The 24,828-nt window shown below is 59.6% G+C and carries 21 protein-coding genes; 12 read left to right on the top strand and 9 right to left on the bottom strand.

Annotation, left to right across the window (positions count from 1 at the left end):
* Positions 1–6: 6 nt before the first annotated feature.
* The 4 genes from pglX to DW136_RS06195 form a co-directional block, all read right to left on the bottom strand.
* Entirely contained in the window at positions 7–2,526 is a 2,520-nt protein-coding gene (gene pglX, locus DW136_RS06210; protein ID WP_117583763.1) for a BREX-1 system adenine-specific DNA-methyltransferase PglX, read from the bottom strand.
* A 66-nt stretch (positions 2,527–2,592) separates the two neighbouring features.
* Positions 2,593–6,255, bottom strand: coding sequence for a BREX system P-loop protein BrxC (gene brxC / locus DW136_RS06205; RefSeq protein ID WP_117583764.1), 3,663 nt, complete (start codon positions 6,253–6,255; stop codon positions 2,593–2,595).
* A 78-nt stretch (positions 6,256–6,333) separates the two neighbouring features.
* Positions 6,334–7,026, bottom strand: a complete 693-nt coding sequence (locus tag DW136_RS06200) for a DUF1788 domain-containing protein (RefSeq protein WP_117629076.1) — start codon at positions 7,024–7,026, stop codon at positions 6,334–6,336.
* A 1-nt stretch (position 7,027) separates the two neighbouring features.
* On the bottom strand, positions 7,028–7,678 hold the full coding sequence (locus DW136_RS06195; RefSeq protein WP_117629075.1) for a BrxA family protein: 651 nt from the start codon (positions 7,676–7,678) through the stop codon (positions 7,028–7,030).
* Positions 7,679–8,019: 341 nt separating this feature from the next.
* Between DW136_RS06195 and DW136_RS09985 the strand changes: the two genes are divergently transcribed.
* The 3 genes from DW136_RS09985 to DW136_RS06185 all read left to right on the top strand — a co-directional run bounded on the left by DW136_RS09985 (position 8,020) and on the right by DW136_RS06185 (position 10,682).
* Positions 8,020–8,193 (top strand): hypothetical protein, encoded by a 174-nt coding sequence (locus DW136_RS09985; protein ID WP_158551585.1) that lies wholly within the window; start codon positions 8,020–8,022, stop codon positions 8,191–8,193.
* A gap of 131 nt (positions 8,194–8,324) precedes the next feature.
* A complete protein-coding gene (gene serC, locus DW136_RS06190) occupies positions 8,325–9,449 on the top strand; it encodes a 3-phosphoserine/phosphohydroxythreonine transaminase (protein ID WP_117629074.1) in 1,125 nt (374 codons plus the stop codon).
* Positions 9,450–9,518: 69 nt separating this feature from the next.
* The gene (locus tag DW136_RS06185) at positions 9,519–10,682 is read left to right on the top strand and encodes a phosphoglycerate dehydrogenase (protein ID WP_117629073.1); all 1,164 of its coding nucleotides are present in this window, start codon (positions 9,519–9,521) and stop codon (positions 10,680–10,682) included.
* A gap of 346 nt (positions 10,683–11,028) precedes the next feature.
* Here the strand turns inward: DW136_RS06185 and DW136_RS09890 are convergent, their stop codons facing one another.
* Positions 11,029–11,577 carry a hypothetical protein gene (locus tag DW136_RS09890; protein WP_147329322.1) on the bottom strand — a complete coding sequence of 183 codons (549 nt, stop codon included), beginning with the start codon at positions 11,575–11,577 and terminating at the stop codon, positions 11,029–11,031.
* A 655-nt stretch (positions 11,578–12,232) separates the two neighbouring features.
* Here DW136_RS09890 and DW136_RS06175 point away from each other — a divergent pair.
* Complete coding sequence (locus tag DW136_RS06175) at positions 12,233–13,453, top strand: M20 family metallopeptidase (RefSeq protein ID WP_117629072.1); 1,221 nt, start codon at positions 12,233–12,235, stop codon at positions 13,451–13,453.
* Positions 13,454–13,492: 39 nt separating this feature from the next.
* Positions 13,493–14,182 (top strand): DUF1015 family protein, encoded by a 690-nt coding sequence (locus DW136_RS06170; protein WP_117583771.1) that lies wholly within the window; start codon positions 13,493–13,495, stop codon positions 14,180–14,182.
* 131 nt (positions 14,183–14,313) lie between these two features.
* Here DW136_RS06170 and DW136_RS06165 read toward each other — a convergent pair whose 3' ends face one another.
* The 3 genes from DW136_RS06165 to DW136_RS06155 form a co-directional block, all read right to left on the bottom strand.
* On the bottom strand, positions 14,314–14,949 hold the full coding sequence (locus DW136_RS06165; protein ID WP_117583772.1) for a histidine phosphatase family protein: 636 nt from the start codon (positions 14,947–14,949) through the stop codon (positions 14,314–14,316).
* A gap of 17 nt (positions 14,950–14,966) precedes the next feature.
* A complete protein-coding gene (locus DW136_RS06160) occupies positions 14,967–15,509 on the bottom strand; it encodes a histidine phosphatase family protein (RefSeq protein ID WP_117583773.1) in 543 nt (180 codons plus the stop codon).
* 82 nt (positions 15,510–15,591) lie between these two features.
* Entirely contained in the window at positions 15,592–16,263 is a 672-nt protein-coding gene (locus DW136_RS06155; protein WP_117563980.1) for a nitroreductase family protein, read from the bottom strand.
* A 233-nt stretch (positions 16,264–16,496) separates the two neighbouring features.
* On the opposite strand from DW136_RS06155, the gene DW136_RS06150 reads away from it, so the two are divergent.
* The gene (locus DW136_RS06150; protein ID WP_117583774.1) at positions 16,497–17,099 is read left to right on the top strand and encodes an HdeD family acid-resistance protein; all 603 of its coding nucleotides are present in this window, start codon (positions 16,497–16,499) and stop codon (positions 17,097–17,099) included.
* On the top strand, positions 17,100–17,582 hold the full coding sequence (locus DW136_RS06145; RefSeq protein ID WP_006235439.1) for a DUF188 domain-containing protein: 483 nt from the start codon (positions 17,100–17,102) through the stop codon (positions 17,580–17,582). It begins immediately after the preceding gene.
* 19 nt (positions 17,583–17,601) lie between these two features.
* On the opposite strand, the gene DW136_RS06140 is transcribed toward DW136_RS06145, so the two are convergent.
* Positions 17,602–18,690, bottom strand: a complete 1,089-nt coding sequence (locus tag DW136_RS06140; protein WP_117583775.1) for a putative manganese transporter — start codon at positions 18,688–18,690, stop codon at positions 17,602–17,604.
* A 171-nt stretch (positions 18,691–18,861) separates the two neighbouring features.
* On the opposite strand from DW136_RS06140, the gene DW136_RS06135 reads away from it, so the two are divergent.
* From DW136_RS06135 to DW136_RS06115, 5 genes are all read left to right on the top strand, one after another.
* On the top strand, positions 18,862–19,830 hold the full coding sequence (locus DW136_RS06135; protein ID WP_118289281.1) for a 3'-5' exonuclease: 969 nt from the start codon (positions 18,862–18,864) through the stop codon (positions 19,828–19,830).
* Between the two features lie 640 nt (positions 19,831–20,470).
* Positions 20,471–21,592: a hypothetical protein gene (locus DW136_RS06130; RefSeq protein ID WP_147329321.1), complete on the top strand. Its 1,122-nt coding sequence runs from the start codon at positions 20,471–20,473 to the stop codon at positions 21,590–21,592.
* A gap of 389 nt (positions 21,593–21,981) precedes the next feature.
* Complete coding sequence (locus tag DW136_RS06125) at positions 21,982–22,347, top strand: helix-turn-helix transcriptional regulator (RefSeq protein ID WP_055285819.1); 366 nt, start codon at positions 21,982–21,984, stop codon at positions 22,345–22,347.
* A gap of 62 nt (positions 22,348–22,409) precedes the next feature.
* Entirely contained in the window at positions 22,410–22,628 is a 219-nt protein-coding gene (locus DW136_RS06120; protein WP_117583778.1) for a cation transporter, read from the top strand.
* Between the two features lie 100 nt (positions 22,629–22,728).
* Entirely contained in the window at positions 22,729–24,681 is a 1,953-nt protein-coding gene (locus DW136_RS06115) for a heavy metal translocating P-type ATPase (RefSeq protein WP_233509070.1), read from the top strand.
* Positions 24,682–24,828 lie beyond the last annotated feature (147 nt).

Genomic DNA, 24,828 nt, shown 5'->3' with positions numbered 1-24,828 from the left:
GGTCTCCTAAACAAGGGGATTGTGACCAAAATCCCATGAGGTTTCGAAGGAGTTGTAATCTGCTTCCGACGCATCAAAGCAACGATGCGCCAGATCTTCGACGATGGAATAGTCTGAAGCAGAGGGTCGAATAACAGGCATGTTATTCACAGTGCCTGCCCCAAAATTCAACGTAGGGTTCAAAAAGCTAAAGGCTGAAGCAGCTACAGAAGAGTTCAGCAGGGCAGAAAGGTAGGAAACTCCAAGCTCCTTAGTTGAGAAAAGGCCATTAGCGCCGGAATCAAAAATAAAACCCTGGCGATATAGACGGCAGTTAAATAGCCCCGAAGTTACGCCCGTCCAAGTAAGTCCAGGCTTAAAGTAAAAGCGCTCGTTGCTTATCTTCCATCCAAGATCATCGCCCAATTCTGGGTATACAGCCTTAGTGTTAGCCTTAATCTCTTCACCATTATTAAACCAGTTAACAACGTAGTCATTGTTTCCGTACCATCTGCGAAAATTGCCTCCTTTATTGTAAGGAACCCATCGAGCACCACTATTGATTTGCTCCTCAGCAGAGCAACATCCGATAACCATGTCGCTCAGACCGACTTCATGCCACAATCTCAAAAATCTTGCATTGTCGCCCGTACGCATGCCTATTCCAGCAAAAGCTTCATCGCGAATGGAATGTCCCCCAAACGCTTCGAGCATAGCGTCGCTGGCCCAGTAGGCTATGGGGGTGCTGGGGATCTGCTTGAAGGCGTCGGCGTTGCGGCGGTAGAACCAGCCGCAGGTGGGGTTTTGGATGGCCTCCTTCAAAGCCGCATCCTTCTCACCGATTTTTTGATTCAACTTAAAATAAGCACCCTTATAACCAGGAATATGATTCGACTGAATGACCCATCCGGTATTGGCGTCAAACACGTCAGGGTGGGCATTCGAGCCGCGAGTATCAATGAGGGCAATTAGGGTGTGTTTATCTACAAGGGTGTTGCGCATACGCTCGAAAGACGAGAGGTACATACACGTATCAGAGGTAACCAGAGATACCGTACCCTTAGCGCTCGCAAAATCAATAATTCGCTCGATAAAGCACGTGCAGAGATCGCTCTTCGTGTCGGGGTAGTTCTTCTTGACCCACTTACTCATAAAGGGGTTGAAGCTGCTGCTACCCATGTACGGGGGATTTGCCACGGTGCAAGTGAAGCGACGTGATAGCTTCTCGCAGATTGCGACCGCGCTCTCAAGCTTGTCCTTGGTCGCGGCGGCAAAAAGGTCGCCCGCGCAGTCGGCCGCAGCCGCTTTGAGCTTCTCGATCTCGGCATCTGTCGGATTGAGCAGCGAACCGATCTCGCCCAAATGACTCAGCTCCTCGGCGAGCTTCTTGTTACCCGGCAGCTCGTCCTCCCCAAGCGGGATGCTCGAGAGCACGGTAACGTCGGCGCGAACGCCACGCCTAAAGAAGCGACGGTCGTGCTCGCGGGCGCACATGGCAAGCGCCAGCTCCGCGATCTGTGCCGCGCGGGAATCGATTTCCATACCTGCAAGGTTTTTAGTAAGAATGAGCTCGGGAATCTCGCGCTCACGATAGCCGCGCTCCTCGTACATATGAAAGAGCAGCTCAAACGCATAGACCAAGATATGGCCCGAGCCGCATGCGGGGTCGCAGAGGGTTATCTCCTCGGGACTCGAAATGCGGATGAAGTCCTCGTGCTCAGCATCGGGCTCGATGTAGTATTTCATGCGCTCGCGTAGCGAACTCCCCGGATTGTTGAGCATCCACAGACGGCCGAGCGAGTTCTCGACCATATAGCGCACGATCCACTCGGGGGTGAAGAGCTGAGTGGCGGGAGCGATGTCCGCCGCTGCGGCCTTGCGCTTGGACTTGAAGAACTCGTCTTTAACGTCAGCGTTGTAGTACTGATACATCCAGCCCAGAACGGTCACGCCCTCGCGCCAGTCCTCGTCAGTGAGGACAACATTGAGTTTGCCCACCACGCCGTCGGCCATCATGAGGCCCTGGGGCAACAGCAACTCCATGGCTCCGCCTACGCGATCAAAGACGCCTGGCAGGCAATCGGCAAGCTCCTCGCACTGAGCAACAAACAGGTAGCGCCACAACGGTTCATCCAAGCCCGCCATTTTGAGCTCGGCTATGCGATCGGTATCGGCCGTCGTTATCTCCACATCCAGTGCGTTCTCCACGGCCTCGCTGCCATGGCTGCCGTCCGCACGACTTAGCATGCGCATGCGGCTGGGAAGCCATCCGCGTGCATCCATGAAGCGAATGGCCACGATGCGGTTGAACCAGGTGTAGGCCGCACGGTCGCGCAGCGCCTCGTGACCCACCTCTGCCTGCATGCGCAGCAGTTCGTCGCGTTGCTCAATCTCAGCCGGACTTAGGGGCAGGCCGCTAACGGTCTCGGACCCAACGGGCGCGGGTGCAGGTTCGGTGATGCCGTAGCGCACCATCTGCGCCTCCACGCCTTTGATGAGCTCCGTACGGGCCCAGGTGCAGAAGCTCTTAAGAGCAGAATCGTTCATGGTTGATGAGCCTTTCTAAACGCCATAAGCCACCGGTGCGCGCTTTGGCACCGGTGGCTCCGCGGGTTAGTTGATACGGATCTCGTCGTTTGCAGCGAGCGCCTGCATAAGGCGGGAGCGCAAGTCGTCCACGTAGCGCTCCACATCCTCTGCGGACAAGAGACGACTCGGCTTGGCCAGATCGGCGCGGCGCACAGTCTTGATCTTGCGCTGGGGCTTGGGCGCGGGCACGGGAGCAGACGATGCGGCGCCCTTGTTGGAGACCTTCTTGACCACCTCACCCGTACTCATGACCTCGGTGGTGCGGCGCTCGTTGTCCATACGCACGCGGGCCTCATCCACAGCGTCGTACATCTCGTTGGCCGCCGCACTGAGCCAGTCGCCCCAGTTAGTTGCAACAACGCTCAGTTCGTTGAGACTTTGAGCGCTGTGGGCACGGTTTTTGAACGACTCGTATTTGGTGCCGGCGTCCGCTATGGCATCCTTGGCCTGATTGACAAAGCCCTTTTGACTCTCGGCCTGCGCCCGCAGGTCTTGCAGATCGCTCTCGATGCGACACAAAAACTCATTGCGGCGGATGCCCAGCAGCTTTTTCATGTCATCCTCGACGGGATCCATAAGCGGCTGCAGGTCTTTAATACGGCCGTAGGGCTTGGGATCTTTGAGGATCTCACGCACCTTTGCCACGTTCTCCACCGCGCTGGGAATGTCATCGGAGGCATACTCGATACCCTCGGTGCGGTTCAAGAAATCCCTGGCGTGGTCAAACGCTGTTCGTTGATTGGACTCGACGAACTCAACCACCTTGTCAAAGTCTTCCTTAGCATCGAGCAAGCGCTCCTCATGCTTGGTGAACGTGGTCAAGAACGCCTCGGCCTCGTTCTGGTCCTTAAGGACGTCGGCCACCTCCGAGCGCATCTTCTCGCACTCGTCCTCACCGGGATACGGGTAGGCCGGCTTGATGCCCGTGTAGTAGTCGCGTGCTATGGCGAGGCACGCCTCGCGCAAGCCCTCAAGGCGCTCTTTGAGCTCGGCCACGAGCTTATCCTCGTTGGAGGGCACGGTCTTGAGATCAAACAGGTCACACATGAGTTCGCCCGCGGCGCGTAGCAACCGGTCGCTCATGCGCATGCGCAAGCGCACCTGGGCCTTATCGGCATCCTTGCGCAGGAGCGCCACCATGCGGCTGTCGTTAGCTTGAACCGTCTGACCGCCAAACAGCACCTGCGCGCGCTGCTCCACCACAAGCTGCGCCACCACATTTGCGATGTCGACCTCGCGCCAGCCAAAGGGCCTTTGCTGGTACTGGCGCTGGATATCGCCCATAGCGGTATCCAGGTGGCGCTGGTGCTGCACTTTGAGGTAGTCCTCGACCTCCTTGAGCGCACGCGTGTTACCCGCGTCCATGCCAGCGAGCCCCACTTGAACGTTGCCCGCCAGAGTGGAGCGAATATCGGAATCGCTCGTGACCGGCGCACCGATATAGTCGGCCTTATCAAAGACCACATCGCACAGCTGCGCCAGCACTTGCTCAAAAACCTGAACGGGTTTGGCCGCGCGGACCTCAACCATGCGGCCGTTGACCGCGCAACGTGCATGGAGCACGGCCTCACTCAAAAGGGTATCGGCCTCTTTCTCGTTATAGGCCGCCTCGCGCATCTTGGACTCGACGATCTGGCGCGTACTCGGCTGAAGCTCCTGGAGATTTCGCGTCTTAGCGTACTTGCGGATCTTGGCGGCGTTGACGAGTGGAGCCCAATAATCCACCTCGTCGCTCAAGGCCACGATGGCCTTATCCACGGATTTCAATGCCAACTCGGCATCGTCCGAACGGCCCAGATCGCTGGCCATGGTCACCACGGAAAGTGCCATGCCGCCCATGTTGGATCCATGAATCGAGCCATCCACGTAGCGGTCAAAGGGGAAGTCGTTGGCCCCGCGGTTGAGTTTGCGCGCAGTGTAGATGCTTTCGAACAGGCGCTTCTTGATGTATTCAATCACCTTCGCGTTGTCGATCGGGGTGCGTGCGATCTCCTGCGCTATCTCCTGCTCCTCGTCGGTGAGGAAGCTATAGGTATCGCCCTGGCGTGCCACGTAGTTCTCGCGCTCCAAGCGGGCGAGAGATTCCTTGACGCGGTCCTTAAGGGCGCGCTTGTCCACGTCCAGGCTATCAATCATAAGGATGGAGATGTTCTCGACCGTGGCCTTGACGTAGCCGATGTAGCGGATCAAGTACAGGAGCTTAAGCACCCGGACATCGTAGCTCTCAAGACCCTCTGCGTTTTCAGCCGCGCGCTCCGCACAGACGACGACTTGAATGATGCCGTGCTCCAAATCCTTGGAGATTGTGTCGAAGAAGCGCCAGAACGGCACGAGTGCACCAGTCTGGTCATGCTGGATGGCCTGAGCGCTCTCCTGAAACGCGCTCAGCATGGAGCGCTCGCCCGTGGACATGTGCTTGGCCTTAACACCATGCTTGCGTACCTCGGTCATCACGTCGGGCAGGAGCTTAAACTGGTAGCCCACAAACGGGTAGCTGGCCACAAAATCCTTGGAGTTGGCGTAGCCGGCAAGGTCGGAGCGCGAGCCGCCCTCAAAGGTAAAGTTGTTTTTGAGGACGGCGGCGTCTTGCTCGTAGACCTGTGCAAGCATATCGGCCGCCGGCGCGGTCTTCTCGAGCACACGGCGTTGGATGACCTCGTCCACGCTGGAGCTGGAGAGCGAAAGGCGGGTATTGAAACGGCCCTGGATCTTTGAAAAGTCGTTGCCCACGGGCAGGCTCAGGTTGTCGATGGCCTCCTGGCTCGTAACCATTACCCACACGCGGCCACCGCAGGCGGCACCCAGCTCCTCGACGATGGTCTGAAGGCTCAGCATAAGGCTTGGGTCCTGGTCGTTTGTAATAAACTGACCCACCTCGTCGACCATAAAGAGCAAACGGAAGTTGCCACCGTGGGCCGCTGCCTGAGCGTCCACGTAATCCTTGACCTTTTTGGCAAAGACATCGGGGGCCAAAACCTCGTCCTCAGAACCCTCGAGCCAGTTCCATGCGGCCTTTTCGCTCATGCCGAGCACGCTCTGCAGCACCTCGACGACGTCGTCCTCAAAGTAGCTGTAGGTGTCGCGGGCCTGGAGCCAGGACTCGCCGTTGACGCGCTCAAAGGCCTCGCGGAACTCCTGGGTCTTGCCCAGGCAATCGATGTAGTCCTCGAGCTTTGCAAGCTTGAGGTCCTCGCCGTAGAAGCCGCGCGCCTCGTAGAACATGCGCTCAAAGCCGCGAAGCAGCGCCGTGGGAGCCGTATCGCCCTGCTTCCACTGACCCGCCTTGCTATCGATGTTAAAGAGGATGGCCTGCGTGGGCACCGAGCAGGCGCGCTCCATGGCAGCCGCGACCATGGGGTCGACGATCTTGCCGTCAAAGTAGCGGATGGCGCTCTTGCCGCCGATCTGGCGATTCTCGAGCAGGTAGCTCAGCATCTTGAGGAAGTGCGATTTACCGGAACCGAAGAAACCACTGATCCACACGCCGATCTTGTCGGTGCGCGCATCGATGGCATCGCCGTAGGCCTTGAAGAACGTGGCAAAGTGCCTCTGCAACTCGCGCGTCACCACGTACTCGTCAAGCTCCTGGCGGATGGACCCATCTTTTGAATCCTGGACCTTGACCACGCCGTTGATGGAGCGGTTGATGTCTTTTGCAAAGAGGTCGCGAATGATCGTGTTGTCCATGGGTGCTCCTTTGGGTTTGGGAATGTTATGGCAAAGGGTTGTTACCGGCGGCAGGGACTTGCCTGCGGGGAGCCGTGCTTACGAGATATCGATGGCGCGGTAGTAGTTGTCGGCCGGCAGACGGTTAAAGAGCTGGAAAGAAGAGCCGTTGAAACTGCCCGGATAGGCGGCGACCACAGGCACCTCATCAAAATCCGCAAGCATGCAATGGAGAAGCGTGTGCATGCGAAAGAATGGGAAGACCTCGCCCGCGCCGGTGAGGAGAACGACGTCTCCAGGCGCGTGCGGCTCGGTCTGCTCAAGGATGTACGCGGCGACTTTCTCGGGCGAGGCGAACTTGGCCACGTCCTTGAGCACGCGCTGGGTACCGCGGCGCTCCTCTTGGCGTGGGATGGCCTTAAGGACACGGCGCTTTTCGAGAATTGCCAGCACGGCGTCGTAGAGGTTCACGACCTTGAGCGTGCACGGAAGCTTGTCGGCCTCGGCATCGCGTGAAAGGGCGTCAAATAATGCACGCGCTTCAAACTCCAGCGCAGGGTCATAGCAAAAGGTGTGGAAGCCGATCTCATTGCCTATGCCCTTGTTGGCCAAAAAGTCCTCGCTGCACAGGCACTCGCGCAGAAGCTGCGCGCGTCGCTCAAATTCCTGATGGGCGTGCTCGGAGCGGACATGCGCCGCCACGACGCTCTTACGGGAATGGATGCCAATATTGGTGGTGAGATCGGTCGCCGGGGTGATAGCAGGTTCGGCGGCGTTGTTGACGGGGGCCACGCTACATCACCGCCCTGCCGGTAAGGGCCGCGATAAGCGACTGCTCGCCCAGCTGGACCAAGGCTCGCTCGACATCGGAATCGAGGAAGAGTGGTGACAGGCGCTCAGACTCCGGCCCCTGACCCTCGCCGATAAGGGCGGCATGGCGGAGCGTCTGGCGGAGCGAGCCCTTAATGCGCTTGACCGTGGCCTCGGTCCAGCGGGCCGCGTCCGGATACTCCGTGGTAAAGCGCGTCATAAAGGCGTTGAGGTCAACCGCCGTGAAGGCATAATCAAAGTTTTGCAGGCGCTCCCCTACCTCGACGAGCACGAGCTCGCGCACGATGTCGTAGCGGCAGATCATGCTGTAGAAGATGGCCTGGTCCGCCTGCGTGGGGGTGCCAGATGCCATGAGGCTGGTTAGGGATGACGCAGCCTCGACGGCGGTTTTGGGGTCGATGCCGCGCGCGGCGCATGCGGCGTCCGTGGGCACCATGGCGTCGAGGCGGCGAAGGCACACGGTTGCGCGGTTGGCGACCATGCGCTCCGTGGGATATTGAAAGAGGTTCTCGCTCTTTACGCGTACAATGACCTGCTCGTCGCTTGCGCCCTGCATACGAAGGGCAGCGACGATGCGCATCTCATGCGGGAGGAATTGCTCGCGGGTGAGCACCCCCCCCCCGAACGCTTTTTGTGGTTATATCCACAGTACACGCTCCAAGGGTGTCAAAGGCTGTCACAAGTGCGCCGCAACCCGGCAGGCAGGTGCGGCGCACATGACAATAATCATACCTGTTGGTAAAAAAGTTACCACGCCCAGAGTGTCAAATGTTGAGCAACAAAATTAAATCCGGTCAACGGTCATTTTCGCAGCTCAGAAGCTTTGACGAGATCGCCCCAAATCACACTTGCCAGACAACCGCGCTTACGAATGCAGGCACGCACACGCCCAACGCCATCCTCCGCTATATTCAATATAGAGTTATACATATGCTTCTATGTAAGGAGTTTCGTATGCCTGTCGTAAAGTCTATTTCTGATCAGACGCGCGCACTAACTACCATTCAGGAACGCGAAGATCACATTCAACGTGCCATCGCTCGTGGCTATGACGACCTCACCAACGGTCGAGTGCGCCCCTGGAAACAAGCGAAGGCCGAGGCGGATCGGATACGAGCCTCGAGATAATCCCTCCCCCATGTAACCATCCTGTAAATCATAGCGGCGCACTCGAGTTTTACCGTGATGCGGTCGCGCCCGGCGCTCCACTGTGCTAAAGTATCCCGAACGTTCAAACGACTCCGAGGGGGACCTAGAAGATGGCACGTGTGCACAACTTCTCAGCAGGCCCGGCCGCACTGCCCACCAGCGTGCTTGCCGAGATCGCCGACGAGATGATGGACTACCGCGGTTGCGGCATGTCCGTGCTCGAAATGAGTCATCGATCTAGTATGTACCAGCAGATTATCGACGACGCCGAGGCAACCCTGCGCCGCCTGCTGAGTATCCCCGACAACTACCGTGTCCTGTTTTTGCAGGGCGGCGCCACGCTGCAGTTTGCGGGCATCCCCATGAACCTCATGCGCCGCGGCCGCGCCGGCTACGTCGTCACCGGCAACTTTGCCAACAAGGCGTACAAGGAGGCCGCCAAATATGGCGAGGCCGTGCTGCTCGCGAGCTCCGAGGACACCAATTTCGACCGCATTCCCACCATGGCCGACGTCAACGCGCGCATTGCCGCCGAGGCCGCGGGCGACGGGCTCGACTACGTCTACATCTGCCAGAACAACACTATCTTTGGCACCATGTACCACGAGCTGCCCAACTGCGGCGATGTGCCGCTGGTCGCCGATGTCTCGAGCTGCTTCCTGTCGCAGCCGCTCGACGTTGAGCGCTACGGGCTCATTTACGCCGGCGCACAGAAAAACGCCGGCGCTGCGGGCGTGACCGTGGTCATCGTGCGCGACGACCTTATCGCAGATGGCCCCGCCTTTGCGCAGACGCCGCAGTACCTGGACCTTAAGACCCAGGCCGCCAAGGGCTCCATGCTCAACACGCCCAACACCTTTGGCATCTACGTATGCGGTAAGGTGTTCCACTGGGTCGAGGAGACCGGCGGACTTGCCGCCATGGCCGAGCGCAACTGGGCCAAGGCCAACCTGCTCTACGACCTGCTCGAGCACAGCGAGCTGTTCCACGGCACCGCTCAGGCCGACAGCCGTTCCATCGCCAACGTCACCTTCCGCACCGGTGACGTCGAGCTCGATGCGGCCTTTGTTGCAGGCGCCGCCGAGCACCAGATTCAAAACGTCAAGGGCCATCGCCTGGTAGGCGGCATGCGCGCCAGCGTCTACAACGCCGTGACAATGGAAGACGTACAGGCACTGGCCACGTACATGAAGGACTTCGAAGCACAGCATAGTTTGAGCCCGCGATCTAACTAGCCCGCAACGCGCGGGCCGACCAGCCACTTCAAACCACTTGTTTTAAACAAACCTGCTAAGGAGTTTTCCATGCGCAAGATCAAGACCATCGACGACATCACCAAAGACGGCAAAGTCGAGTTTGGCGAGGGCTACGAATTTGTGAGCACCGCCGAGGAGGCCGACGCCATCCTGATGCGCTCGACCGACCTGCACGGCTACGAGCTGCCCGAGGGCATTCGCGCCATCGCCCGCTGTGGCGCCGGCGTCAACAACATCCCCGTCGAGGAGTACGCCAAGAAGGGCGTCGTCGTCTTTAACTCGCCCGGCGCCAACAGCAACGCCGTCAAGGAGCTCGTCCTGGGCATGCTGGTGCTTTCGAGCCGTGGCGTGGTGCAGTCGATGAACTGGGTGCGCGACAACGCCGACGACCCCGCGATTCAGGTCGATGCCGAGAAGGCCAAGAAGGCCTTTGTGGGCCGCGAGCTCAAGGGCAAGCGCATCGGCGTCATCGGCCTGGGCAACGTGGGCTCCAAGGTCGCCAACGCCTGCGTCGATTTGGGCATGGACGCCTACGGCTACGATCCGTTCATTTCCGTTGAGCACGCGTGGGTGCTGAGCCGCGAGGTGCAGCGCGTGGGCACACTCGAGGATCTGTGCCGCGGCTGCGACTACCTCACCGTGCACGTGCCCAGCAAGGCAGACACCATCGGCATGATCAGCACCGAGCAGATTAACCTGCTGGCACCCAACGCCGTCCTCATCAACTACGCGCGCGAAACCATCATTGACGAGGACGCCGTCGACGCTGCCCTGCGCGAGGGCAAGCTGAGCTGGTTTAGCTGCGACTTTGCCACGCCCAAGACCGTCAAGATGCCCAACACGTTTGTCACCACGCACTCGGGCGCCGGCACTGGCGAGGCCGAGGCCAACTGCGCCGATATGGCCATTAGCGAGCTCAAGGATTACCTGGAGAACGGCAACATCGCGCACAGCGTCAACTACCCCGCCTGCAGCATGGGCAAGGCGCGCGCCGCAAGCCGCATCGCCTGCCTGCACGCCAACGTGCCCAACATGATTGGCCAGATCACGGCAATCCTTGCTAAGGACAACGCCAACGTGCAGCGCATGACCAACGAGTCCGCCGGCGAGAACGCCTACACCATGTTCGACACCGACGAGCACCTGGACAGCAGCACCATCGAGGCGCTCAAGCAGATTCCGTCGATGTATCGCGTGCGCGTGATTAAGTAGCGCCGGCGCCAAACCTGCCAGACAGACCACGAAGCCCATTCGCCCCCCGTTTTCACGAAACGGGGGGCGATTTTGTTGCTCCGGATGACTTTAAAATGATACCCAGAACAAGTTTTTTCAGATAATCGATAGTGAGGCTCCAGTCGCTAAGCACACCCGCTTTGATAAACAGCTTTATCAGGGACTTTAGTAGGTAAAAATCGGTCTCTATGTGCCGAATGTAAGTTGACTGTCCATTTTCCGAAACAACTTATTCTAGGTAGCATTTTTAAGGCCCGTCCAAGGCAAAATATAAGTATTTTGCGACCAAAACTCTAGTCCGCGCGACCATTTTCCGCCCGCGCGGCTACATTCCCGCCCAATCGATAAAAATCTCCTCACGAAGCCGCCGTTCGAGCTCCTGCTGCCGCGGCGTCTTGTCTTTCAGCGGCACATCGAGATAGGACATGATGAGCTCCATCACCACGCGGAAGGCATCGGAATCGGCCAGCTGACCATAGGTCATCAGAACGACGGGATATCCCATGGCTTGCAAAGCCGTCGTTCGATCGGAGTCCGAGATCTTGGATTCTATGGATCCGTGTATGGCTTTACCTTGGCATTCAACCAGGCACTCTCGGCTGCCGTCCTTATTTGCCAGCAGAATATCGGCATAGCGCCTATCAAGCCCCGAAATCAGGCGGGCACTGCGCGTCAAGCGAATCTCGACGTTATTGGTAAGGCGCAGCCCTTCGCCGCCGCGCAACCTCGTAAGGCCAAACAGCATCGAAGCCTGGACCTCGAGCGGCGATGCCGCCACCCCCGTAATGCATTTCGCGGCACGCGTGAACGATTTAGCGCCGCGGAGCCCCGGGATCTTATCGACGTACTCGGTAAGCTCAGAGAGCTCGATCAAGGGAGGTCGTTTCCACAAGTCCGTTGGATTCCCCGAGACATCCTTTACGTTTTCCCAGCCCGACCGTGCGTCACCCCACCGGCCCCCGTATGCCTGCTCAAGTGCCGACTTTACCTGAGGTGCAATCTTGCACACGGCAAAGGTGCCGCACATCTCATACATGCACATGATTAGACGCTCGTTTGAGACCGAGGAAGCCAGGGTCAGCAGGGTAAAGAGTGGGGACGCAACATCGAGGCCAAACTCCGTCTGCCGCACGGAATCAAACGGCCTCTCCCCGTTCCAAACATGCCTGACAATGCGATCGCCCTTACGTCCGCAGCTGCCCTGCGCCAACACGTGTAACGGGGTGCCCAGGAAATGCGTGACGAGCGGATGCTCACATAGGTGCTCCCTGCGCGGATCGTCCGCAGAATCGGGCAGGTCCGGCATTATTGCCAAGACCTGTGGAGGTATCCGGTGATACCGAAAGGCAGATATGTCGCACAGCGTGTCGTCCATGAAGGGTACGTACCCGCTGCGTCGCTTGTGAACCCGCTCGGACGGCAAACGCGCTGGCTCGGCCTGCGAACGGTAAATACTGCCACGCCCACGTCGCGGATCTCTCAGGAGGCTTACAATCGGTTTGGAAAGCAAACTGATTGTGAGGTTGCATATGGTTGATGAGGACTTTGCCTGGCGGCTTACGCAAGGACTCGTGCGGATCGACAGCTCAGACCCGGGCGCGTATGAGGATGAAATTGAGCGCTTCATTAAGAGGCTCATTGAGCAGCAGCTGGCACAACTTGATAGTTCTGCGCTCGATGCCGTGCAGATTGAGGAGCTCGAAGTGCTGCCCGGGCGCCGCAACCTTAAAGTCACCGTGCCGGGCCAAAGCGACGAGCCGCGGCTGGTCTATATCTGCCACATGGATACCGTCACCTTGGGCGATGGCTGGGACGCAGACATCGCACCGCTTGGGGCGGTAGTGCGCGACGATAAACTCTATGGCCGCGGTGCCTGCGATATGAAGGGTGGCCTGGCCTGCGCCATTGCCGCACTGGTCCATACGCTCGAGCGCGTGGCGGCGGATGGCGCGCTGCCACGCCGCGGCTTTTCGCTCATCTGCTCGGTCGACGAGGAAGACTTTATGCGCGGCTCCGAGGCGGCCATCAATGCCGGCTGGGTCGGCTCGCGCGAATGGGTGCTGGACACCGAGCCCACCGACGGGCAGATCCAGGTGGCGCACAAGGGGCGTACGTGGTTCGAGATTGAAATGGCTGGCGTGACGGCGCATGCAAGCCAGCCTTGGAAGGGCGCCGACGCCGTCGCCGCCATAGCCGAGGTCGCGTGCTCGCTTCGTCGCACGTTTGCGACGCTACCTTTACATGAGGAGCTGGGGCCATCGACCATCACGTTTGGACAGATCGAGGGTGGCTACCGTCCCTATGTCGTGCCCGACCACGCTAAGGTCTGGGTCGATATGCGCCTGACCCCGCCGACTGATACGGCCGCCGCGACGCGCATGGTAGAGCAGGCCATCGCCGTCGCCGAAGCCGCCGTTCCCGGTTGCCATGGCAGCTACACCGTGACGGGCGACCGCCCCGCCATCGAGCGCGACCCGAACTCTCCCCTTCTAGCAGCGCTCAAGCGTGCCGCCGATGACGTGACGGACGCGGACACGACCGTCGGCTTCTTTACCGGCTACACCGACACCGCCGTCATTGCCGGCAAGACAGGCAACCGCAATTGTATGAGCTACGGCCCCGGCTCGTTGGCGCTCGCACACAAGCCCGACGAGTATGTGCCCCATGCCGATATCGTTCGCTGCCAAAACGTGCTCATCGTGCTTGCCGATAACACGCTCTGGGACGCAAGCGGCCAAGTTGGGGCATAATAAGCCGCGAACAAACCGACTCGCGCGTTAGGACCGCCCATGAAAGCACTTCCGTTTCCCTGCATCCGCCCGGCTCAGGACCGTGTGCTCGAGGCGCTGCCTGCGATGGGCGGTATCCTGAGCGGCAACGACGCCCTGCGCGGCGCCATTGCTGACGGCCTAATGCTCAAGGACCCGGGTGCGGCGTATTACGTGTACGAATGCTCGGGCGAGCCGGGACGTGCGACGGGCGTCGTGGCGATTTGCCCGGTTAACGTGCTGACGGGCGGCGACGAGACTGCCGCCGAGAGCATCGACGCACTCGCCACCGCGCGCGCGATCGCCGAGCTCAAGGTGCAGCCGCGCCCCGTGTCGCTCGCCTACGAGGCGTCGCCCGTCATGGATATCATTTTGAGCGCTGCCAAAGAGGGCGCATCGCTCTACGCCGTCACCGATCCCGCGGGCGTCACACATCGCGTGTGGGAGGTCAAGCGCGAGGACGCCGTTGCCGCCATCCGTGCCATGCTCGATCAGGCGCCCGACCCGGTGTTCGCCGGTGACTCCGCCTATGTCGCCGCACTGGCTGGGGCATCGCAGATTCTGGCCGACGAGGCCCGCGCTGCCGGCGCCTACTCTGGCAAAGAGCCGTTCAACTTTGCTGTAGCCGTGCTGTTCCCCGCCGCGCAGGTCAGCGGCAGCGCGCCGCAGGTTCCGACGGGTCTGCTCACTCACCAGGTCTCACGGTTCTAGCGAACTCAAACGCTAAGCTGGAAAACCCAGCATCCAAACAAACAAGGGGGGGGGATGCAATGCCCGTGCATGCATCCCCGCCCCTTTCGCATCAAACAATTTCGCCGGCAAACCGCGCCGCAACGCCAGCGCTACCCGCGCTGCGGGCCTACTGCCGCTACAAGCGGTTCAAGCCCCAGCTCGCACGCGTAATCCTCCTGCGTAAAGACTTCGACCAACTCAAACGTGTCGGATTCGTCGCCAAACGCAAAGTGCAGCACCGAGCAGTTGCCCGGCACGCGATCGCGCTCGTCGGCCGCCGCACCCTTCACGTGATCCATAAACTCCTTGATAGCCGAGCCATGGCTTACCGCGAGCACACACGTATGGTCCGGACGCTGCATGAGTTCGGTCAGCGTCGTCACCATGCGCTCGCGCACCTGGATCTGGCCCTCGCCGCCAAATTGACGATAGAAATCGCGCCACGGGCGCTCGGGCATAAGCATCACGCGCTCGGCCTCAAAGTCGCCAAAGAACCACTCACGCAGGCCGTCCAGGCGCTCGTACGCCAAGCCCGGCCACAAGTTGGCGATAGTCTGCTCGGTGCGATGAAGCGTGGAGGTGTAGGCATGATCGGGCTCAATGCCGCGCGCACGTAAAAACATGCCGGCGCGCGCCGCCTGGTCGCAACCCAACTGCGTAAGCGGCGAGTCACTCCACCCCTGAATGATACGCTTAAGGTTGAATATCGTCTGTCCATGACGGACCAGATACAGATCTTTATTCATAGGGGTCCTTTCGTTCGTTACCAACCCAAGAGCGAAAACGCCCCGTCGCAATAGCCAAAATGAAGCACGGCACCGTTGTCGGGTAGCTCTCCCCCGCCAGTCACATACTCAAGAAACTCCTGGCAGGCTGAGCCGTGGGAAACCGCCAGCACGCAGTTGTGCTGCGGCCGGGCCATAATACGGGACAGCGCCGCGACCATGCGCGACTGAAGCTGCACTTCCGACTCGCCGCCAAAGGCCACCGGATAATCGCCCCAGGGCTGCGGCGGCATCTCGCGATTTGATGTGCCCTCCAGCGAGCCAAAATGCCACTCACGCAGGTCATCGACCAGCTCAATGGAACGGCCCTCGCCAACGATAAGCTCGGCCGTATGCCGCGCCCGGCCCAACGGCGAGGAATACACATGATCAAAGGCCACGCCACGCGCCGCAAACGCCGTACGCGCCGTCAGCGCCTGCTCGCGCCCGCGCGCCGTAAGCGGCGAATCGTGCCAGCCCTGCAAAATGCTCTGCACATTGAGCTCAGTCTGCCCATGCCGCACCAAATACAGATCTGCCACACGCTCTCCCCTCGTACCACCACAAAGGGGACAGGCACCTTTGTGGTGGTTTACCGTCTGATCACGCCGCGGTGACGCTCAGCTACACCAGCACGTCGGCGAGCGGGCGCTTGGGTACGTGGTGCACCTGCGCATCGTCACGCCAGTAATTAATTGAGCCGTCGGGGTTGGAATCGATCGCATCGATCATCTGCGTCTCGGCCGGCACGCCAAAAGCCATGATCAGCTTGAGCTCATACTTGTCGTTATCGAGCCCCATAGCATCGATCGCGTGGGGCGTAAAGGCCTTGAACATGCAGGCTGCCACCTCGGGCGTGGCGCTGCGAGCGGCGAGCATCATCGTCTGCGCGGCAATGCCCGTGTCGACCTCGGTGATGGGCGCGGCGGGCTTACCCGGAACAGCGCGCTCGGCAAGAATCGCGATGTAGCCGGTCGGACGCTCGCCCTCGGCAGGACCCGACCAATCCTTAAGCGCGCCGGCCCATGCAAGCTCATCAAATACACGCGCGCAATCCTCGGCACCGCTCACCACATGAAAACGCAGACGCTGAGCATTGGCGCCGCAGGGAGCCAGGTGCGCCAGTTCCGCCAGCTCGAGCAAAAACTCGCGCGGCACGCGCATGGACTCGTCAAAACGGCGGCACGTACGGGCGCGGCGGACCAGCGCGTCAAACGTGTCCAGGCCAAGCTTTTCGCAACCCTGCTTTGCCATCGACTCGGCGCTTACCGGCGCCGCGGGAACAGCTTCGTTCATAAGACCCCCAATAAAAGCCAATTGTTCTTAAGAAAATCTAACCTAAAACGTAGGCAATTACACACAGCGGCGCAATGTTCCACACCTGTTGAATATTCCGCATCCAAACGGGAACAAAGGTAACAATTCGGGAAGATGAGGCTCCCATTCGCCCTTCCCGCCCCACGCGACGGCGCCCTTGGGCGATACTGGTTGCAAGAGCTACGGCTTACGCCGCACGGAAAGGAGACATCATGGGCATCTTTAAGAACGATGACAAGCAATCGAGCGCGTTTGGATTTGACGAGAAAAGCATGGCAGGCAAGGCCGTCAAGGCCGTGCGCTGGATTTACGCCATCACGGGCGTCTTGGCGCTCGTCGCCGGCATCGCACTGCTGTTTGCGCCCGCCAAATCCCTCGTCTTCCTGACGACCGTCTTGGGCATCTACTTTGTGATCACGGCCGCGATCAGGCTGTTTACCGCTGTTTTCGAGCCGCTGCTGCCCACCGGCTGGCGCGTTACGAGCATCATCTCCAACCTGCTCATCATTCTGGGCGGCGTCATAATCCTGCGCAACCAGGCCTTCTCGACCGCGACGCTCACCACGCTCGTGGTGGTCGTCGCCGGCTTTGGCTGGATCGTCGAGGGCGTCATGTCGATTCTGGAATCCGAGCTTTCCGCCAACCGCGCCCTCGCCATCCTGAGCGGCGCGCTCTCCATCATCGCGGGCATGTTCGTGTTTATCTATCCGCTGTGGTCGGCCAAGATGCTCGTCATCTTTAGCGGTGCCGCGCTGCTGGTGTTTGGCGTGACGCTCATTGTTCGCGCCATTCAGTTTGGCAAACTGGTGCGCTAGATGCCACGAACGCTCTTTATTGATGCAGACGCCTGCCCGGTCACGCGCGAGTCGATTGACTGCGCGCGGCGGGCGGGCGTCGCCGTTGTTATCGCCGGCAACAGCACGCAAAACCTGGAACGGCACATTCGCCGCGACGACCCGCGCGATGCCGAGCACGCGCGACGCGGCTTTTGGGTCACGACGCTCGACGTGAGCGTGGGCGCCGACAGCGCCGACTTTGCCATTGTCGAACGCCTGCAGGCGGGCGACGTGGTCGTGACGCAGGACATTGGCTTGGCGAGCATGGTGCTCGGGCGCGATGCCGCCGCTATCGGTGTGCGCGGGCGCGTCTACGACAAAGCAACCATCGACATGCAGCTGTTTATTCGCCACGAGGAAAAGAAGGTACGCCGCGCCGGCGGACGCACTCGCGGTCCGGCAGCATTTACCAGCGAAGACCGCGCCCGCTTTAAACGCAACCTCACCGAGCTGCTGCGCTAACCAAGGTAGATTTTTGGGCTTAGAGACCAAAGGCGGAGAGAACGAGTCCCCAGCCGGCGCCGATGACGTACATCATGACCAGAAACAGGGCGTTTTCGCGAGCGCTGCGGTTGGTGCGGAACAGCACCAGGTAGCCCACGCCAGCGGAAATGAGCGTGCCGGCGAGCATCGGGGCCAGCTGCAGCGCGCCTTCCAGGTACAGCTGCGTAATGACTACGCTCGCTGAGCAGTTGGGGATCAGGCCGACAAGCGCCGAGCCCAGGACGGCGAGCGTCTCATTGCCGCGCAGGAACTGCTCGATTGCGGACTCGCCAAAGGCCTCGAGGACGGCGACCAGAATCAACGTCACCAGGAAAATAAATGCCGATACCTGCACGGTATGCGAGATGGCGCTGCGGATAATCGACAGGACAGGAGCGCCTTCGTGGGAGTGGGAGTGACCGTGGTCATGATGGTGTTCATGCTCGCCCTCATGTTCGTGATCGTGGCCATGTCCGTGTTCGTGCTCGTCCTCGTCTTCATCACAACCGCAATGGTCACGCTCGCACAACTCGTGGATATGGTCGGCGCTCACGCCCGCCTCGGCAACCTCGTCGATGATGTCACCGCCAGTGTGGTCGTCGTGCGCACAGTTCACATGAGCCGGATTGGCAGCAGTCCCCAACACGGTACGGCGAATCGCCGCATGCGCGCGGGCATTACGACGAAGGCCGCGGATAGCCGCATCCACGATAAAGCCCGTGACCAGAGCGATCAGCGCCTTCGAGGCGAGCAGCATCGCCATGGTCTGCACGGGAACTTGCTCGGCGAGCAACAGCGGCAGCATCTCGTCTGAGGTCGAGAGGAACACCGCAACCAGCGTGCCCAGCGTCACGACGCGACCGGCGTACAGCGTGGCCGCCATGGCCGAAAAGCCGCACTGCGGCACCATGCCCAGCAACGAGCCAACCACGGGGCCGGCGGCGCCCGCGCGCTTGATAGCGCCGTTGACGCGGTCGCCCGCCACATGCTCCAGCGTCTCGAGGGCAAGATACGTCACCAACAAAAACGGCACCAGGGACAGCGTGTCCTTGCCGGCGTCGAGCAGAATATCAATCAGTAAATCCATGACGGATGGAACCTTTCGTGTCTTTCGGCAACATTGTAAAAGTCCTAGCGGTCAACTAGGGTATTGTAGTTGTCCCGGGCGTTGTGCCAATAGTTGCCCATGGTAAACTATCATCTCGCCACAACTCAGTAACCCCGAGCCGCGCGACGCGGCCCGTCCAAGGAGCAGCCTATGAACGTTTCGCAAGCACTCGAATACGAGCGCCAGCCGTTTATCCCCATGTTTATCTATGGCGATCACGGCGCCATGGAGTCCGAGCGCCAGAAGGGCGAGGAGGCCCTCAAGGCGCTCGAAACCGAGTACTTTACCGCCGAGGGCGACCCCGGTTTCGACTTTGCCACCGTGCGCGACCTGGCCGACCGCAACCGCGACCTGTGCGACCAGATCGGCGAGGCGCGCCTGCGCAACGTGACGCCCGCGACGCTTTCGCGCGGCCTGTCCGATGCCGACACCTGCGCCGCCATCGGCAAGATGCAAAAGCGCACCGCCGCGTCGGTCATGCGCGAGATCCGCGGCGACCGCGACGCGCTCGGCGTGGCCTACGCCCGTAAGCCCATCCAGGGCACCGTGCTCGGTATCGACATCGAGACCACCGGCCGTGCACCCGAACACGGTTATATCATCAACGTCGGCTGGGAGATCATGGAACTCACCAGCGACGCCGTCCCGCACGATGCCGAGGCGCACTACTGTGGCCTGCCCGACATCTACCGCGGCGAGGATGTGCCGCTATCGAACATCCATCACATTACTTGGGACGACATCGACGGCAAAAAGCCGTTCCGCGAGAACAAGGAACTGCAGAAGCAGCTGCTCAAGCTTATGAAGAAGTATCCCTATATGGCGCATAACGCCGCGTTCGAGGACAGCTGGTTCAAAATTCACCTGGACGGTTACGCCGAGGCGCGCCGTGCCGGCAAGATTATCGTCATCGATTCGCGCCAGATCTGCCGCAGCCTGGATGCCGACGTCCGCTCGCTCCCCCGCGAGTCCGCCCCCGCCGCGCTCGAGAACTGGGCGCGCCGCCGCGGAACCCTCGCCGCCGACGCCAACGAGCAGCATCTGGGTCTGGACGACACCGACCTCATGCTCCGCACGGTACAGGCCGAGTTCAACCTCAAGAACCTGTTTGCGAAATAACCGATCCATCTGCGGGAGCGCCTGCCAGGCACAGCGCAATCCTCTGGGCGCACCGGCACGCAGTAAACTAGGGCGCAGCCTTATGGCTGCACCCTAGTTTTCATCAAAACAAGCAAATACGCGTGCTTCACACAGTCGACAGGTTGACCCACCTACATTTTTCGAGTTGTTCGGCCAGCTGAACCACTAGTCAAGGCCCCTTGAACCGCAATCGAGCGCTGTAGTCGCCTTTATTTCGCAACCAAGCCCCATAAATCTACCTGAATCAATTCGAATAGGACATTGTAAACACACCATTCGTATAGGATAAGGCCGAATAACTCAAATTATGTTGGTGAGGCTTCTGGGCGTTCGGTAAAAACGCCCAGAAGCTACGAACCCGCAAATAAAGTTCACCAAAAAAGGCGCAGCTGGCAGAAACCTCCCCAGCCGAAGCTGCCCCCCCTCAATACGACAGCTCAAAAACCCACCGTTCGCAGAAGATAAGCCGCGTCCCTATACCGTTGCCCGAAGTTTCGGGCACATGTGGCGTCCGCTATGCCATCATGCGCGTATGGGAATCGTTCTGTCACATACTACAGCACGCGCTGTATACCAAACAGCCAACTCGCTCGCAAGCTACGCGACCGATCCCATACCTATGGAAAAGATCAGGGTGTCTGCGCCGACCACATCCGACCTGGAAGCGGCACGAGCATGGCTCAAAAGAAAGAATGTCGATTCTGAACGCATCCATGTGCTGACGTTTTCCAATAATGCCAAAAGGCACCGCAAGGGCTGCATCTGCCACTGCACGCGCTATACGTTTGATGCAGAAAGCTACCTAGAACTCGAGCCGAACGTCTACATCGTCGATATCAAGCTGTGCGCGTTAGAAGCAACAGCCGACCTCAACCTTTCGGAGCTCGTTGAGTATTACTTTGAAATCTGCGGCTCCTACGCGCTTGAAACGTCCAACGAAACTCAATATCGCGAGCGCCCAGCCCTAACCAGCGTTGAAGAGCTCAGAGCCTTCTTTTCAGAGGCGTCGGGGTATCGTGGATCTAATAAAGCCCTTAAGGCACTTTCTTATGTACGCGAAGGCTGTCGCTCCCCACTCGAAACGGCGTTTGTCATGATGCTGACGATGCCCAAGTCAATGGGTGGCTTAGCCATACGCGCTATCAAAACGGATTATCCGATCCCAGTCCCCAAAAGATACGCCGCCCTAACGCGACGGACGGTTTTCTACCTCGACGCGCTGCTCGAGAATTCGATGACCGATATCGAATACAACGGCTTTTACCACGACGAGCCCGAGCAGCAATCAATTGACGAGGAACGCCGCAACACGCTGCGAAACATGGGATATGCCGTTATCACAGTTACTCGTCATTCGTTTTTCAAGCAGTCCGCTTTTGGACGGGTCATGGAAGCGATTCGCATTCGCGAGAAGATCTGGCCTGGTCGACTCCCGGATAACTTCACCATCCTGCAAGAAACTCTTCGTCAATTTGTCTTGCGGCGCTACTTCGAATACGGTCGCCGCGTCCTGGAGGCTCTCAAAGAAGAAGAGTCCGCCAAGCGCGAAATTGCAAGCCAATATCCGCAAGCTGATGACCCGAGCATCAACGATGTGCCCGAACCCGACGACATGCAACACGTCGGGGCCCTTGCTGAAGAAATCAATGGGCCTTGGGAATGCGACATGTCCGCAAAAATCGATGAAAACCGCACGGAAGACGACACGATTATTGATCTAATTGAGAATTCGCTCTTCTAAAGGCGGTCTCTGCGGATGTCCACCTACATTTTTCGACTTATTCGGCCACCTATGTGCCCGATTGGCCGCAGCAATGCTCAATATAACTTTAGATAAAACTGATTCTGCAGGAACTCCCGTAGAGAAAGAACTGATTCTCACGATATTTAACAAGATTAAGTACAAATATGAACAGTTCTAATGCTTCTCGAGGCGGCTTTCTTAGCATGCTGGCCGAACATCTCGAAATATGTTGGCGAGCATTGCATCGATGCATCCCAACCCACAGAAAATCGCAGAGGCGGCAAGCAGTCATCGAAATTATCGCAAATTGTATTGACATATGAACATGCGCTCATATAATCGGAAGTAAGTTATATGAGCGCATGTTCATATGAAAGGATATTGCAATGAGCATCCGCGTTGATGAAACGAAACCCGACATCGAGGCCACCGAGCCCGCGATCCCCACCACCTGCTCGCCCGAGGACCTTCCCGACGAGGAGCTTCTCTACGACCTCGCCGACCTGTTCAAGGTCTTCAGCGACACCACGCGCATCAAGATCCTCTACGCCCTCATGGGTCGCGAGCTCTGCGTGGCAGACATCGCCGAAGCGACCGAAACCTCGCAGTCGGCAGTATCGCACCAGCTGCGCACGCTTAAGCAGTCGCACCTGGTCAAGTTCCGGCGCGACGGGCGCAATATCCTCTACTCGCTTGCCGACGATCACGTCTATACCATGCTCAACCAAGGCATGAGCCACATCTGCGAATAGCGACCAACCACGGTACCAGCGCGGCCTGCACCCAAGCCGCAAAAACGGGAAAGGAACCCAACATGAAAAAGCAGTTTAAACTCGACGAGATCGACTGCGCCAACTGCGCGCGCGAGCTTCAGGACGAGCTGGCCAAGCTCGAGGGCGTCAAATCCGTGTCCGTCAACTTTATGACCCAGAAGCTGACGCTCGAGGCTGATGACGCCGAGTTCGACGAGGTCCTTGACCGCGTCGTGGAGTTCACCGCCGACGCCGAGCCGGACTGCGAGATCATTCTCTAGCCCAGGTTCACGCCAATCTTCAGGGCCGCGCTTGCCGCGGCCTTTGCTCGCGAAATTATATGAGCGAGTGTTCATACATTCAAATGGGAGGATACGAGTCATGGCCACCGCCGACCCCAAAAAGAAAAAGAAGAAGCGCACGAAAAAAGAGTCACTCGAGCATAAACGCAGCCGTATCCTGGTAGCGCTAGGCATTTTTGCGGTGGTGTACGCCCTCGACGAGCTCGGTGCCCTCACTGCCACATTCGGCGAGCCCGGCGACATCTATGCCAGCTTTGTGCTGTTCCTCGTGCCGTTTTTGATCGCCGGCCATGACGTACTGCAAAAGGCATTTAACAACATCCGCCGCGGTAAGGCCTTCGACGAGAGTTTCCTTATGGCAGTCGCGACCATCGGTGCATTTGCCATGGTGCTCTTCCCCGACACCGACCCGCACATGGCCGAAGGTGCCGCTGTCATGCTGTTCTACCAGGTCGGCGAGCTGTTCCAGGCATACGCCGTGGGCAAGAGCCGCAAGTCGATCAGTGCCATGATGGACATCGCGCCCGACTACGCTAACGTCGAGCAGACCGACGGCACGCTCGAGCAGGTCTTCCCCGATGACATCACCGTCGGCACCGTCATCGTCGTCAAGCCCGGCGAGCGCGTGCCCATCGACGGCGTTATCGTCGAGGGCGAGACGCAACTCGACACCGCCGCGCTCACGGGAGAGTCGGTCCCCCGCCCGGCCAAAACCGGAGACGATATCATCAGCGGCTGCATCAACATGACGGGCCTCATCCACGTGCGCACCACTAAGCCATTTGGCGAATCCACCGTCGCTCGTGTCCTAGAGCTCGTGGAAAACGCCAGCGAAAAGAAGGCACGTACCGAGAACTTCATCACGCGCTTTGCCCGCGTCTACACTCCCGCCGTCACTGGCGCCGCCGCGGTACTCGCGCTCGGCGGCGGCCTGGTGACCGGCGCTTGGTCCGACTGGATCCTGCGCGGCCTGACCTTCCTCGTCGTCAGCTGCCCGTGCGCGCTGGTGATCAGCGTGCCGCTGAGCTTCTTTGGCGGCATCGGCGGCGCATCCAAGCTGGGCGTCCTTATCAAGGGTTCTAACTACCTCGAGACGCTCGCCGATGTGGACACCGTCGTCTTCGACAAAACCGGCACCCTCACGAACGGCACATTCTCGGTCGTCGCGGTGCACCCCGAGGCAGGCTATACCGAGCAGTCGCTGCTCGAAGTCGCGGCCCTTGCCGAGTCGTTCTCCGACCATCCCATCGCGCAGTCGGTACGTACCGCCTTCCAGGGCGAGCTCGATCCCAAGCGCGTAACGGATTCCACTAATGACGCGGGCCACGGCGTGACGGCAACCATCGACGGCAAGCCCGTCGTCGTCGGCAACGCCAAGATGCTCGCCGCCACCGACATCGAAGCACCCAATTGCGAGGTCGTCGGCACCATTCTCCACGTGCTGGTCGATGGCATCTATGCCGGCCATATCGTCATCGCCGACACCGTCAAGGCCGATGCCGAGCAAACGATTCGTGACCTGCACGCCGCCGGCGTTAAGCGCACCGTCATGCTCACGGGCGACCGCGGGGAAGTGGCGGCGTCCGTGGCCAAACAGCTCGGTCTCGACGAGTTCCATGCGCAGCTGTTGCCTGGTGACAAGGTCGAGCGCGTCGAGGCACTGCTCGCGGCCGAATCGGGCAAGGGCAAGCTCGCCTTTGTCGGCGACGGTATCAACGACGCTCCTGTGCTTACGCGCGCCGATGTGGGCATTGCCATGGGCGCCATGGGCTCCGACGCCGCGATCGAGGCCGCCGACGTGGTGCTGATGGACGACAAGCCGTCCAACATTTCCCGCGCGATCCGCGTGGCGCGCAAGACCATGACGATCGTTTGGCAGAACATAATCTTTGCGCTGGGCATTAAGCTGCTGATTCTGGTGCTCGCGGCGCTCGGCATCGCCAATATGTGGCTTGCCGTCTTTGGCGACGTGGGCGTGGCGATCATCGCCATCCTGAACGCCATGCGCGCGATGGGTGTCAAGAACCTGTAGCGCCTGTGGTCCCTCCGGCCGGGGCCGGGCTTGGTTTTGAAAACGTCCTCGCGCATGAGGCCCGTCTTTCCTGCTCCTGCGGAGCAACGGAAAGACGGGCCTCGCGCTGACGCTCCTATTTGGCAAGGTGTTTTTTAGAATCCATTT

The sequence above is a fragment of the Collinsella sp. AM12-1 genome (assembly GCF_003472325.1).
Taxonomy (GTDB): Bacteria; Actinomycetota; Coriobacteriia; order Coriobacteriales; family Coriobacteriaceae; genus Collinsella.
Note: the sequence above shows the minus strand (reverse complement) of the source record. Positions and strands in the feature narration are given on the sequence as shown.

Excerpts from the sequence above, each read along its gene's own strand:
- pglX (WP_117583763.1), bottom strand. The coding sequence starts at position 2,526 with ATGAACGATTCTGCTCTTAAGAGCTTCTGCACCTGGGCCCGTACGGAG.
- brxC (WP_117583764.1), bottom strand. The coding sequence starts at position 6,255 with ATGGACAACACGATCATTCGCGACCTCTTTGCAAAAGACATCAACCGC.
- DW136_RS09985 (WP_158551585.1), top strand. The coding sequence starts at position 8,020 with ATGCCTGTCGTAAAGTCTATTTCTGATCAGACGCGCGCACTAACTACC.
- serC (WP_117629074.1), top strand. The coding sequence starts at position 8,325 with ATGGCACGTGTGCACAACTTCTCAGCAGGCCCGGCCGCACTGCCCACC.
- DW136_RS06185 (WP_117629073.1), top strand. The coding sequence starts at position 9,519 with ATGCGCAAGATCAAGACCATCGACGACATCACCAAAGACGGCAAAGTC.
- DW136_RS06175 (WP_117629072.1), top strand. The coding sequence starts at position 12,233 with ATGGTTGATGAGGACTTTGCCTGGCGGCTTACGCAAGGACTCGTGCGG.
- DW136_RS06170 (WP_117583771.1), top strand. The coding sequence starts at position 13,493 with ATGAAAGCACTTCCGTTTCCCTGCATCCGCCCGGCTCAGGACCGTGTG.
- DW136_RS06165 (WP_117583772.1), bottom strand. The coding sequence starts at position 14,949 with ATGAATAAAGATCTGTATCTGGTCCGTCATGGACAGACGATATTCAAC.
- DW136_RS06155 (WP_117563980.1), bottom strand. The coding sequence starts at position 16,263 with ATGAACGAAGCTGTTCCCGCGGCGCCGGTAAGCGCCGAGTCGATGGCA.
- DW136_RS06150 (WP_117583774.1), top strand. The coding sequence starts at position 16,497 with ATGGGCATCTTTAAGAACGATGACAAGCAATCGAGCGCGTTTGGATTT.
- DW136_RS06145 (WP_006235439.1), top strand. The coding sequence starts at position 17,100 with ATGCCACGAACGCTCTTTATTGATGCAGACGCCTGCCCGGTCACGCGC.
- DW136_RS06140 (WP_117583775.1), bottom strand. The coding sequence starts at position 18,690 with ATGGATTTACTGATTGATATTCTGCTCGACGCCGGCAAGGACACGCTG.
- DW136_RS06135 (WP_118289281.1), top strand. The coding sequence starts at position 18,862 with ATGAACGTTTCGCAAGCACTCGAATACGAGCGCCAGCCGTTTATCCCC.
- DW136_RS06130 (WP_147329321.1), top strand. The coding sequence starts at position 20,471 with ATGGAAAAGATCAGGGTGTCTGCGCCGACCACATCCGACCTGGAAGCG.
- DW136_RS06125 (WP_055285819.1), top strand. The coding sequence starts at position 21,982 with ATGAGCATCCGCGTTGATGAAACGAAACCCGACATCGAGGCCACCGAG.
- DW136_RS06120 (WP_117583778.1), top strand. The coding sequence starts at position 22,410 with ATGAAAAAGCAGTTTAAACTCGACGAGATCGACTGCGCCAACTGCGCG.
- DW136_RS06115 (WP_233509070.1), top strand. The coding sequence starts at position 22,729 with ATGGCCACCGCCGACCCCAAAAAGAAAAAGAAGAAGCGCACGAAAAAA.